Consider the following 12,437-nt stretch of genomic DNA (forward strand, 5'->3'; position numbering starts at 1 on the left):
AAGTTAACATAAAAAAAGAGAGCTCTTGGCTCTCTAAATCTTTAAATTCTTAAATTTTATTCTTCGATTACTTCTTCTGCTTCAACTTCAATAACTTCAGCCTTGTTTTCTTCTTGGTCAAGTTGTTCCTTCACAGAATAGTATTCTTTAAATACTACATCTTCAAGTTCTTTTCTCGCTTCAGCGCTAATAGGATGGGCAATGTCTCTGTATTCTCCATTAGGGAGTCTTCTGCTTGGCATTGCTAAAAATAATGATTCTTTTCCTTCTATTATTTTTATGTCGTGAAGCACAAATTCATTATCAAAGGTTACAGATACTATCGCTTTAAGTTTTCCCTCAGTTGGCAATTTACGTAGTCTTACATCAGTTATGTTCATAGAAGTATCATCCTCTCTTTCTTTATCACATTATAACACAATCAAGCTATATATTGAATATGTTAGTTAAATATTTTCCCTAAATTTACTTAAAAGAAGACTTAAAAAATTTTCTCACTTTAGAAAATATGTTATAATTATAAAGAATTGGAGGAAGTAAATTGTTTGAAATTAATATAGATAAAAGTGATTATAAGAATATATTTTTTATAGGAATTGGTGGCATCTCCATGTCTGCTCTCGCAGAGTTGATGTTATCTAAGGGCTACAATATTTATGGAAGCGACAGGAGCCCTTCTATTAATACTGAAAAGTTAGAAAAAAATGGTGCCAAGGTTTACTACGAACACAAAAAAGAACACATCAATGGCATGGACCTTGTGGTTTTTACTGATGCAATTTCCTTTGACAACGAAGAATACACAGAAGCTGTTAAACAAAAAATAGATCTTGTTGACCGAGCAAGCTTCCTAGGCGCAGTTATGAAGAACTATGAGAAATCTATCGCTGTTTCAGGAACTCATGGCAAAACTTCTACTACATCAATGCTTACAGAAATTATTAAGGACCTAAAAGTTAATCCAACAATTATGCTTGGTGGCCAACTAAAGGATATTGATGGAAATATAAAAATCGGAGATAAGAATTTATTTTTAACAGAGGCCTGCGAGTACAAGGCAAATATCCTAAAATATTTCCCTACAACAGAAATTATTTTAAATATTGATGAGGATCACCTAGATTACTTTGATAATATAGAACACATAATAAGAACTTTTAAAGGTTATGTTGATAATCTAACAGAAAGTGATTATGTAATCTTAAATATTGATGATGAAAATGTGAAGACCCTCTTGCCAATTGAAAATTGCAATGTCTTTACATTTGGAATACAAAATCATGCAGACCTTATGGCAAAAAATATTGAATTCAATAAGGAAGGCTTCCCAACTTATGACCTTTACCTGAAAGGCGAAAAGATTGCCCACGTTGAACTCTCAGTTCTTGGTAGACACAATATTTTAAATTCCCTTGCTGCTATTAGTGCTGCCTATATAAATGGAATATCCATTGAAGACTCTCTTGCTGGTTTAAAATCTTATAGAGGCGTTGAGAGAAGGCTTGAGGAAAAGGGATTTTATAAAGGTGCAAAGGTCATGGACGACTATGCCCACCACCCAACTGAAATAAAATCGTCTATTCATGCAATTAAAAATGCTTGTAAGGGCAAACTTTACACAGTTTTCCAACCTCATACCTTTACAAGGACTAAACTCCTGCTTGATGCTTTTGCAAATTCTTTTGATGAATCTGATGTAATTATAATCACAGATATTTATGCAGCACGTGAGAAGGACTATGGTGACATCCACTCAAAGACCTTGAAAAATGCCATTGCCGACCACAGAGACAATGCCTTTTACATTTCTGGTTTCGAAGACATAGTGAAGTTTGTTAAAGAAAATATCTCTAAGGACGATATCTTCGTTACTATGGGAGCTGGTGACGTCTATAAAATTGGCGAAATGCTCTTAAATGAAGAAGATAATAAATAAAATTAGGAACTCGTAGGAGTTCCTTTTTTATTGCTCTTATAATATTTTCCATAAAAAAATCTCCCCTAAAGGAGATCTTTTAATTTAACAAGTTTTTGTTGTTGTCATTTGTATTTGAAGAATTATTATTTGTTTCTAAGTTATTATTAGAAAGCTCATTATTTTTATTATTTTCATTAGACTTATTGTTTAAATTCTTGTTATTCTTTGAATTAATATCCTCATTAATAGAATTATTCACTTCAGTCTTTTCATTAAGCTCTTTATTATCTAATTCTTTTTTATCTTCAAAGTAAGAAATTTCAATTTCACGACTTTCGTGGATATAATTTACATTCATTTCTAAGTTTTCTGCAATAAATCTTATTGGAACATAAGTCCTGTCCCCTTTAATTATTGCAGCTTGGTCAATAGCAATATCTTTTCCATCAACTTTTATTGTCTTTGAGTCGATTGGAAGAAGAAGTTCTCTTCCATGGCTATTTACTGTCACCACTCTCTTATCTCCATCCCACTGAACGTCGCCGCCAATAGCTTCAACTATAAATCTAAGTGGAACAAGAGTCCTTGAGTTAGAAATAAATGGCTTTGCATCCATTTTTTTCTTTTCTCCATTAACTGTGTAGTTTACATCATTTATCTTCATCTTTATAAGTCTTGTGTTTTCATCATAAAGTGGAAGACTTGCAATTTTATCTCCAAATTTAAGAGTAATCTTTGGATTTTTTCCGTAATCATTAATTTTTATATTAAAATTATTTGGATTTACTTCAGCATTTAAATCTTCAAAGTTTAGCTTTAAAACTCTTGGAGAAATTTTTATTTTTCTTCCCTTGTATTCACCTGTTGCCTCAACCTTGATCTCGCTTCCTCTTTTTATAATATTGTTTTTTGTTGAAAGCTTTAAGTTTGTATAACTTGATGGGTCAGCAACACTAATTTCTTTATTAAAGCCATCGCCCTTGTCAGCCTTAAGATTCACCACAAACTTGCCAGGAGTCATTGGAAGATAAGTTTGACCATTTAGGATATTTGCCCCGTTTGATGATTCTGTAAGTGTGTAAGTCCTTGACTTAGTATCAATAGGATTTAAAAACTCATCCCAAGCTGCTTTTAGCTTTAGGTTTAATTGTTCACCAACAATTGTGTCTACATCACTTTCAAATTTTCCATCAGCAATGAGACCAGTGTTCTTACTTGTGTTGTAAACGCCAAGTCCATTGACAACTCTTCTTTCAGCCCCATTTCTCTCAGGGTTTGTCGCCCTAGTCCTCTTTAGGTCTCCAAGATTTCTAACAGCCATGGCAGTGGAGCCACCACCGTCAAGATTCATAGCCTTGTCTACTCCAAGGTCTAACATAAATTGTGCAAGTTCACTAATTGTAAGTCCAGATGATCTTTTTGTCCTGCCTTCAGCAGTTACAATATAAACTGTCTTACCATCTCGGCTAATTCCAACAGCAGTTCTTGCTCTTACACCGTCAATAGATTTTATGTCCTTTGTATATTTTTTTATTGCTCCATTTTCAACTAGAAGGGCATGACCGCCAATCATCATCTTCCAATTTCTGTTAGGCTCAATATTTGTTCTTACTGTAAGCTTATCTCCAACTTTAACATTATCTTGCATAAACTTTTCTGCATTTTCGGAGAATTGTAAAATCTTCTTTCCCTTAGGCACAGCCATATCTAAATTCTTCCTATAAGAAATTTGTTCTACGACATCATTTTCTGATAAAAGTAATTCCCCAGTAGTCTTATCTCCCCTAGTCTTTGAAGTCCAGAAAGAGTCATACATTTGAATTTTAGATTGGTGAGAATATTCTTTAGATGGTTGGTACCAATAAATAGTCTTGTTCAGTCCATCTATTGGAAAAGACTTGCCATTAGGCGCCGTTACACTTCCAGCGAACTTTGTAAGATCAATAAAGGCCTTGTTGTTGCTATCAATCCCAAAGGACCAAAGGTCTGTTAAGACTGCTGGAGATGATTTTATTTCCCCATTGATAATAGATGGTCCCAGTGGAGCTCCTTGAAGTTTCATTGTGAAGAAGTCACCATTTACAAGGGCAACTGCATTAGTCCTGTTGGCCATTTGTGAAACAGTGGCCTTATTTGTATAAGTACCTCCACCTGCAACAGTGTTGATCTTTACATGGGGATTGTTTAAATCTACTTTTATTACATTTGTCTCTGCATTTCTCTTACCTCTCTTAACTTTGTATTTGTATCTTACTACTCCTGGAGCAATTGGCTCTTGAAAGAGTAGTTGGTTTTCTGCAAACACATTTGAAGTTATAAAAAGTAAAAATAAAATCAATGCAATACTAATTTTTTTCTTATTCATTTTATCTACCTCACTTAATTAAAAATTATAAATCATACTTTCTTCATTCTCAAAGAATACGTGGATTTGTAACAAAAACTTAATTATGAATTATAAAAGACCTAGAGAAGGAATCATCCTCACTAGGTCTTTATTTAAACTAAATATACAATAAAAAATATCCTGTCGCCCAGGATATTCTTTAATTTATTTATTTAATATTTCGTCAAAAGTTTTTGTGAATTCTTTTATATCATCTAAGCTTGTATCACCCATATGACCAACCCTAAAAGTCTTGCCAGCAAGTTTTCCATATCCATTGGAAATTAAGAATCCCTTGTTCATAAATTCGTGACTTAAAATATCAAATTTTAAATCCTTAGTATTCTTAACACAAGTTATTGTTGGAGAAAGATGGTCCTTGTTACCAAAGATTTCAAAGTTTTCATCTGCCCACTTTTTAAAATATTGGGACATCTCTTCATGTCTTTTAAATCTATTTTCAAGTCCTTCTTCATTAATAATATAGTTAAGTTGATACTCTGCAGCAACCATATTAGAAATTGCTGGAGTTGATGGATATTGGTAATCGTGTTCTTTAACATAATTATACAAAAGAAGTAAGTCTAAGTAGTGACCTCTGTTTTCAACAGTCTTTGCCTTTTCAACAGCTTTCTCAGAAAAAGATGCAAAGCTAAGTCCTGGTACTAGTGAAAGACACTTTTGTGAAGATGTAATAGCAATATCAATTCCATATTTATCTTGATCAATTGGAGCTCCACCAGCAGAACTTACTGTATCAAGTGCCCAAACAATATTTGGATACTTGTCAATAACTGGCTTAAGTCCAGCTAGATCATTTAAGATACCAGATGAAGTTTCATTGTGAGTGATTCCTACAAAATCATAATCTTTTTCCTTCAAAGCTTCTTCTAGTTTATTAGGATCAGTTACTTCTCCGTCTTCTGCTCTCAAAATATCTGTCTCTATTCCATTTTCAAGTCCAAGTCTTTGCCAAAGGTCCCCAAAAGTTCCTATAGAACATATAAGAGCCCTCTTCTTAGTGCAAGACCTAATAGCACCTTCCATAAGTCCAGTGCCTGATGATGTTGAAACAAGGATTTCTTCCTTTGTTCCAAATATCTTTTGCATATTTATTGAAATTGATTTTTGAACTTCTGATGCTTCCTTAGTTCTATGTCCAATAACAGGTTTTTCAAATTGTTTTAAAACTTCGCTGCGAACAGACACAGGACCGGGTAAAAATAATTTCATTTTTGTTCCCCCTTTTATTACTAACAAATAATAATACAAATCAATTTTACCGTCAAATAAAAATATTTGTAGGCTTGTATATAATATTTTTGTTTTCTACTATCTTAGATTATATTTATACCTCTAAAGTGAAGATCTCAATCATAAGCTTCTTGTGATAATTTAAATTATAAATTTTTGCCAAATAAAAAACTCTGCCCTAAGACAGAGTTTAAAAATTAATTTTTATTTTAGCTTTGCAAAAATCATCTTACCTGCAGAAGTTTGAAGGGCTGATGTAACAACTACATTTACCTTTTCTCCAATTAGGTCCTTACCATTTTCAACAACGATCATAGTGCCGTCGTCAAGATAAGCAAGACCTTGCTTGTGCTCCTTGCCCTCTCTCACAATTAAAATCTCCATTTCTTCTCCAGGAAGGTAAAGGGGCTTAACAGCATTGGCAAGCTCATTAATATTCAAAACATCTAAGTTTTGCACCCTAGCCACCTTGTTTAAATTAAAATCATTAGTAACAATTTTTCCATTTAATTCTGTGGCAAGTTTTAAAAGCTTTGAATCTACTTCAGGAATTTCTTCTATTTTTCCATTGTAAATTATAACTTCTACATTTTTTAATTCTTGGATTTCTGCAACAGTATCTAGCCCTCTCCTGCCACGATTTCTCTTTAATCCATCAGCAGAATCGGCTATATGTTGTAATTCTTCTAGTACAAAAACGGGAACAACAAGAGGGCCTTCAATAAATCCAGCCTTTGCTATGTCTAGTATCCTTCCATCAATAATGACAGAAGTATCTAAGACTTTTGGAATGCCTGTGTATTCTTTTACTACATCCTTTGGCTTAACATTTCTCTTTGCAGCCAAAGATGTAAGATCCCTAACTTTTTCTGATATAGTGTCCTTGTTTGACATTCCAATAGTAAGACCTAAATAACCAAGCATACCATAGAGTAAAATAGAAATTACTGAACCCACATAGGGAATTGGTATCTTGTAAATAGGTTGCGAAATTAAGAATGCTATTATAAGACCTAATATTAGGCCTACGGCACCAAGTATTACTTCTGTAAAAGATTTTGTTTGGATTTGTCTTTCCCAAATAACTAATAAATCTTCCAAGGCTTTAAAAACCCTTGGAGAAAGTATAAAAAATATAAGTGCAAATAAAAATACAATAACCACAGAAACACCTGTGATAATTTTTTGACTTCCAATACCTCTTACAAAATCAATATCTGATAAAACAGATACAATAAAAATACCTACTAATGCGCCGATTACAGTAAATAGAAACTTAAATATTTTGGACACAATTCTTCGGTTTTTGCTAATAAAAATCCCTCCTTATCCAAAAATGGCATCGTCAATTAACTTTGTCACTTCTTCAACATTTTTTTCAAAGACAAGAACCATTTCTGATACAATAATTTGCTTTGCTTCAGTCAATATTTTTCTCTCGCCCGTTGATAAAGATTTCTCCCTATCTAGATTTTCAAGAGATCTAACAACATCAGCAATTTCAGTTAAGTCACCAGATTTTATCTTGTCAAGATTGAACCTGTACCTCCTATTCCAGTTTTTAGGCATAGAAATTTCCACTTTGGATTTCAAAGTTTCTAAAACTTTTTCCATGGTTTTATTGTCAGAAATATCTCTAACACCAATTTCTTCCGCATTTTTAACAGGCACCATTACCTTAAGATCATTTATAGGTAACCTCATTATGTAATACTTGTGGACATTACCAAGGATTTCTCTCTCTTCTATTCCAACAATTTCGCCTGCACCGTGCATAGGATATACAATCTTATCACCAATTTTAAACATTACTTACCTCCTCTTGTCCCTTATTCTAGTATAACAGAGGTTTTTATAAAAGTAAACGTAATACTATATCATAATCTTTTGAATTATGCAAAGATTTTTTGGTGATTTTTTTATTTTTTATAATTATAATTTTTCTTTGTGAAATATATAGATGGTCATTGTGAAATCTATTTGAAGTAATTTAAAATCTTTTTAAGTTTATTAAAATTTTATAAATAAACTTCGCTAAATAATTTTTTACGAGTTAATTAATTTTTAATAAGTTATAAATATTTACAAGTTTATAAATTTTAATCACTTATCAATATAATACAACTTTGTATTTAATTTTGACTTACAAATAAAATTTAACTTTTCCTTTGTTTACTACTTTGTATTTATTTCTTATTACTCAATAAAAAAAGCATAAAAAAATCCCCTGATAAATCAGGGGAAAATAATTTATATTTTATCTCTTGTTAGTTCTTCTCCAGATATTCATTTTTTCTGCTTCCTTGATTAGGTCATCCCTAAATTCTGGTGCAGCTATGTTAATGATACCTTCTGCTCTTTGCCAAGTTGATTGGCCCTTGCAGTTGAACTTACCATATTCAGTTACAAGCCAGTGAGTGTTAGGTCTTGCAGCTGTAATAGCTGAGAATGTTTCAAAGTTTGGAACAATTCTTGATTCTTCTTTTCCTGTCTTCTTGTTCATAAATTTAGAAGATAGACAGATGAAGGATTTACCACCCTTAGATAGGTAAGCACCTAGTACGAAGTCAAGTTGTCCACCTGCTCCAGAAATATGTTTAATTCCTGAAGATTCAGAACTTACTTGGCCAAACAAGTCAACGTTTACTGCGTTGTTAATAGAAACAAAGTTATCAAGTTGTGCAATTACTCTTGCATCGTTAGTATAAGATGTTGGTGCTGCCATACATGCTGAGTTACCATCAATGTAGTCATACATTTCTTGAGAACCAGCTGCAAATCCATAAGCTTGTCTAAATCTGTCGATGTTTTTCTTAGCTCCAGTAAGTTTACCCTTCTTAGCCATTTCAACAAATCCATCAACATACATTTCTGTGTGAACTCCAAGGTCCTTTAAATCAGAATCAGCAATTAGAGATCCAACAGCGTTTGGCATTCCACCAATACCTAGTTGAAGTGTAGCTCCATTAGGAATTTCTTCTACAATTAATTCTGCAACTTTTTTATCAACTTCACCAAAAGATCCCTTAGGAAGTGCTGCAATGTCAGGATTATCTCCTTCTATAATGTAGTCAACATCCTTGATGTTAATTTCGTGTTCAAATCCACCAAGTCCTCTTGGCATCTTTTCGTTAATTTCTATTACAACCTTGTCTGCTGTTTCAATAACAGCCATTAGGTGAGAGGCACTAAGTCCAAAGTTAAAGTTACCGTGTTTATCCATTGGAGGTGTAACAATAACTGCTACGTCTACTTTACAGTTTTCTCTGTACCATCTAGGTAGTTCAGAATATCTTAATGGAATATAAAATCCACCTAGAGTTGTGTTAATTCTCTTTCTGTCTGGTCCACCAGCGTGCCAAGAATTCCATACAACTTTTTCACCTTCTGGATCCTTTTTAAATACTTCTGGTTCCCAAAGAAGTACTCCACCTCTTAAATAAATTTCATTTAATTCATCAAGTCTTTCAGCAAGAGCCTTATCAAAAGCAACTGGTGTACTAACACCCCATGCGTAGTCAACCCACATATTGTCTTTTACTAGGCCAGCAGCTTCTTTAGCCGTAATTAACTTGTCCTTATAATCCTTAGAATAGTCCATATTTCCTCCTTAAATATAAATTATAAATAATCCCTTAATAGCTTGTGAGACCTTATAAAATTAATGTAATCTAAAAATTCATCCATTACTTCTTTATATTTTTCTTCACTTGTCTCTACAAGTATTTTATTTTTACCCCTTAGGTCAAATATATATGCAGCTTTCACTTTAACTTTATATAGCTTTTCATAGATTGCCGAATAAAGTATTAATTGTTTTTCATAAGTCTTCTTTAACTCCTCTTCATCGAGGGTACTAGTTTTGAAATCAACAATAAAATATTCGCCATTTATTTTTATGACTTGGTCAATGTAACCCTTTACAAGGAATCCTTCTAAGTCGTAGTAAAATAAAAGCTCTTTATCTATTATAACCTTTTCTTCCATTTCTAGATAGTTCAAAGCTAGTTTTCTTGAAATATTTAATTTTTCTTCTGTCAAACCTTCTTCATAATATGTGAAAATTTCTTTTAAGTCTTCATCAATATTTTTATCTTCTAGTAAGCTTTGGTCTCCACCATACTTATAGGCGAAGAAGTGAATAATATTTCCCAGAGTCTTGGGGTCCATAGCTTGACCCTTTCCTTGACCCATGGTGTAGTTATCAATGCCCAAGAAATATTTGTAATAAAAATCCTTCTTGCTTCTGTCGAAATTAATGAAGTCTGTGACTGTATAATACTCCCTAATCCTATTGTCAAACTTTAGGTCTAGATTAAGAGGTAAATAATTCTTTTCTTCTTCTTTTACTTCTAAGTTTGAAAATTCATATTCTTTTAGGCCTGAAAGATCTCCCAGAAGTAAAAAATAAGATCCAGCTCTTGCCTTTTCTAAATTACCAAATAAAATTAATTCCTTTTTTGCCCTAGTCATTGCGACATATAGGACCCTAATTTCTTCTTCCTCATCAATTGTCCTTAACTTATTAGATATCTCCCTATAGGAATAATTTGAAAGTTTAGAATTAATTCCAAGCCCCAAGTCCTTGTCCACAAGAATTCTATTTGTCTTTCCATATTTTTTTCCCTTATCCATGTGGGATATTATCAGCCCATCAAACTCAAGACCCTTAGACTTGTGAATTGTTAAGAGATTAATCCCATCTTCAAGGTCTTCAAAGGTCATGGAAGAAATTTGTCTTTCAAAAGACCTGTAGTCCTTGGAATTATTTTCCACAAAATCTCTTGCTAGATCCTTAAAATTATAAATATATTCCCAATCAATTTCCCTTAAAGTTCCAAGACCATAAAAATAATTCATTATCTCTTCAATTACTTCATCAAGCATGAGGTAAGATGATTTTTCTCTTGTGTCTTTTATAAAGTTTAAAAATTCTTTTATATTTTTATCTGTGGACTTGTAAGCTAATAGGTCCTCTGAATTATCAATTCCTTGGTTTAAAATCTCAATTAGATCTTTGAAATCAAAATCCAAGAGATTGGAGTTAAAAAGAGACAAAAAATTTAAAAAGTCTTTTGGACTATAAATTGCAGATAAAATATTTTTAATAAGCCTCAAGACTTCAATCTCGTCAAGCCTTCTCTCACCCTTGTTAAATTTTATCTCGCCTTGGGATAAAATTTTTCCAATTTCATCTATTTGAGCATTGGATCTTGAAAGGATGGCAATGTCTTTTGCATCATATTTTTTTAATAAGTCCTTAACTAAATCAAGGAGCTCAGCATATTCAGGGGTGTTGTAGAGATAAACTCCTCCCCCATAATTGTTGAAGGATTCCATCTCGTCATAGGGCTCAATTAAGTCCTTAAATTTTTCATTTACAAAGTGGATAATCTCTTCATCAGACCTATAGTTCTTGTTCATTAAAAGGGTCTCTCCCCTTTTTTCAATGTCTTCTGAAAAAGAAAAGTAAGATGATAGGTCTGTCCCCCTGAAGGCATAGATGGACTGCTTGGGGTCACCAACTATAAATATGTTGGAAGAAGAAAAGACGCGTATAATGTCATTTTGGATCTCGTTTGTATCTTGGTATTCATCAACTAATATGTAGGAATACTTTTCTATCAATTCACTTTTTACAATTGGATTTTTTAAAAGTATATGACAGTAAAAAATTATATCGTCATAATCTAGGCCCCTAATTTCTTCTTTAGATTCTTTATAAATTCTGTCTATTGACTTTAAAATTTTTATAATAATTTCGTAGTAAGCTTTGTTATTATCTTCTAAACCTTTTTTTAACTCTTGAATGAGATCTTTTATCTCTAGAATTTTATCATTTTCTTTTTTTGAACTACCAAGATTTTCTTCTATTTCACTTAAAACTTCGCCATCAAAGGACACAAGGTCTCTTAAATTTTCAATATTAGAATCATAAAATCCCTTAAACTTCTTTCCACTAACTTGCCTATATTCATCTAAAAGATTAATTAAGTCTTGGAAGGTCTTTTCTGATGTATCAAAGTTCAAAGATTTCTTTAAAATATCATCAAAATCTAAATTATTATTTTTAAAATCTCCATAAAGATTTATAAAATTATTTACTTCTTCAAAGGGTGATGTTTTAAAATCTAATAGGTAATCCTTAAATTTTTCATCTTCAATCTCATTTAAACTTTCCTTAACGGCTTCTTCCAAAAGATAAGCAGACTCTCCATCATCAAGAATCTTAAATTTTGGATTTATGCCTAAAATATAAGAATAGGATTCCACTATCTCGAGAGCAAAGGAGTGGATAGTCATTATGTTAAGGTCCTTATCTTCATAATCTATCCTATTTAAAACAAGGTCTTTTGAAATCCTAGCTCGCATTTCTTCTGCAGCTTTTTTAGTAAAAGTTATAGCAAGAACTCTTAGGGGTTTGACTTTATTTTTTACAATATTAATAAACCTATTGGTGAGAACCCTGGTCTTACCAGTACCGGCTCCCGCCATTAGGTTTACATCTTTGTCTAGAGTTGTGACAGCTTTTTTTTGAACTTCACTTAGTTCCATAAAAACACCTTTTATTACTTAGTGAAAAGTGCACTAGCTAGCTTCAAAATAAATTCATTTTCAACCTTATAATAAATCTCTGTTCCATTTCTTCTTGATATTAAAACACCAGCCCTCCTAAGCTTGCCTAGGTGAGACGAAACAGTTGGTTGTGGAATATGAAATTTTTCTTGTAGTGATCCCACATTAGAAGGACCATTATCGATTAAACTCTTTATAATCTTTAGCCTAATTGGATGGGCCATGACCTTTAAAACCTCAGCAGTATTCTCAAGGTTGTCATTTTTGGTTTTCATTTTTTGCCTCCAAGCATATATTTATTTT

Annotated in this window: 9 protein-coding genes; 1 reads left to right on the forward strand and 8 read right to left on the reverse strand. The window is 32.4% G+C overall.

Going from position 1 to position 12,437, the window contains the following annotated elements:
- Window positions 1-56 precede the first annotated feature (56 nt).
- On the reverse strand, window positions 57-380 hold the full coding sequence (gene spoVG / locus DRZ96_RS08855) for a septation regulator SpoVG (protein ID WP_112890369.1): 324 nt from the start codon (window positions 378-380) through the stop codon (window positions 57-59).
- 161 nt (window positions 381-541) lie between these two features.
- Here spoVG and murC point away from each other — a divergent pair, with 161 nt between their 5' ends.
- Window positions 542-1,936, forward strand: a complete 1,395-nt coding sequence (murC, locus tag DRZ96_RS08860) for a UDP-N-acetylmuramate--L-alanine ligase (protein WP_112890370.1) — start codon at window positions 542-544, stop codon at window positions 1,934-1,936.
- Window positions 1,937-2,015: 79 nt separating this feature from the next.
- Here the strand turns inward: murC and DRZ96_RS08865 are convergent, their stop codons facing one another.
- From DRZ96_RS08865 to DRZ96_RS08895, 7 genes are all read right to left on the reverse strand, one after another.
- On the reverse strand, window positions 2,016-4,283 hold the full coding sequence (locus DRZ96_RS08865; RefSeq protein WP_112890371.1) for a stalk domain-containing protein: 2,268 nt from the start codon (window positions 4,281-4,283) through the stop codon (window positions 2,016-2,018).
- Window positions 4,284-4,469: 186 nt separating this feature from the next.
- Complete coding sequence (locus DRZ96_RS08870; protein WP_112890372.1) at window positions 4,470-5,537, reverse strand: pyridoxal-phosphate-dependent aminotransferase family protein; 1,068 nt, start codon at window positions 5,535-5,537, stop codon at window positions 4,470-4,472.
- A 225-nt stretch (window positions 5,538-5,762) separates the two neighbouring features.
- Window positions 5,763-6,851: a PIN/TRAM domain-containing protein gene (locus DRZ96_RS08875; RefSeq protein ID WP_070700146.1), complete on the reverse strand. Its 1,089-nt coding sequence runs from the start codon at window positions 6,849-6,851 to the stop codon at window positions 5,763-5,765.
- A gap of 33 nt (window positions 6,852-6,884) precedes the next feature.
- On the reverse strand, window positions 6,885-7,367 hold the full coding sequence (locus tag DRZ96_RS08880; protein ID WP_112890373.1) for a CarD family transcriptional regulator: 483 nt from the start codon (window positions 7,365-7,367) through the stop codon (window positions 6,885-6,887).
- 448 nt (window positions 7,368-7,815) lie between these two features.
- The gene (locus DRZ96_RS08885) at window positions 7,816-9,159 is read right to left on the reverse strand and encodes a butyryl-CoA:acetate CoA-transferase (RefSeq protein ID WP_112890374.1); all 1,344 of its coding nucleotides are present in this window, start codon (window positions 9,157-9,159) and stop codon (window positions 7,816-7,818) included.
- Between the two features lie 20 nt (window positions 9,160-9,179).
- Window positions 9,180-12,113, reverse strand: a complete 2,934-nt coding sequence (locus DRZ96_RS08890) for a UvrD-helicase domain-containing protein (protein ID WP_112890375.1) — start codon at window positions 12,111-12,113, stop codon at window positions 9,180-9,182.
- A 14-nt stretch (window positions 12,114-12,127) separates the two neighbouring features.
- Complete coding sequence (locus DRZ96_RS08895; protein WP_070700142.1) at window positions 12,128-12,409, reverse strand: ArsR/SmtB family transcription factor; 282 nt, start codon at window positions 12,407-12,409, stop codon at window positions 12,128-12,130.
- Window positions 12,410-12,437 lie beyond the last annotated feature (28 nt).

Source organism: Peptoniphilus harei (genome assembly GCF_900454685.1).
Taxonomy (GTDB): Bacteria; Bacillota; Clostridia; order Tissierellales; family Peptoniphilaceae; genus Peptoniphilus_A; species Peptoniphilus_A harei.

Excerpts from the sequence above, each read along its gene's own strand:
- DRZ96_RS08880 (WP_112890373.1), bottom strand. The coding sequence starts at position 7,367 with ATGTTTAAAATTGGTGATAAGATTGTATATCCTATGCACGGTGCAGGC.
- DRZ96_RS08890 (WP_112890375.1), bottom strand. The coding sequence starts at position 12,113 with ATGGAACTAAGTGAAGTTCAAAAAAAAGCTGTCACAACTCTAGACAAA.
- DRZ96_RS08870 (WP_112890372.1), bottom strand. The coding sequence starts at position 5,537 with ATGAAATTATTTTTACCCGGTCCTGTGTCTGTTCGCAGCGAAGTTTTA.
- DRZ96_RS08865 (WP_112890371.1), bottom strand. The coding sequence starts at position 4,283 with ATGAATAAGAAAAAAATTAGTATTGCATTGATTTTATTTTTACTTTTT.
- DRZ96_RS08885 (WP_112890374.1), bottom strand. The coding sequence starts at position 9,159 with ATGGACTATTCTAAGGATTATAAGGACAAGTTAATTACGGCTAAAGAA.
- DRZ96_RS08895 (WP_070700142.1), bottom strand. The coding sequence starts at position 12,409 with ATGAAAACCAAAAATGACAACCTTGAGAATACTGCTGAGGTTTTAAAG.
- spoVG (WP_112890369.1), bottom strand. The coding sequence starts at position 380 with ATGAACATAACTGATGTAAGACTACGTAAATTGCCAACTGAGGGAAAA.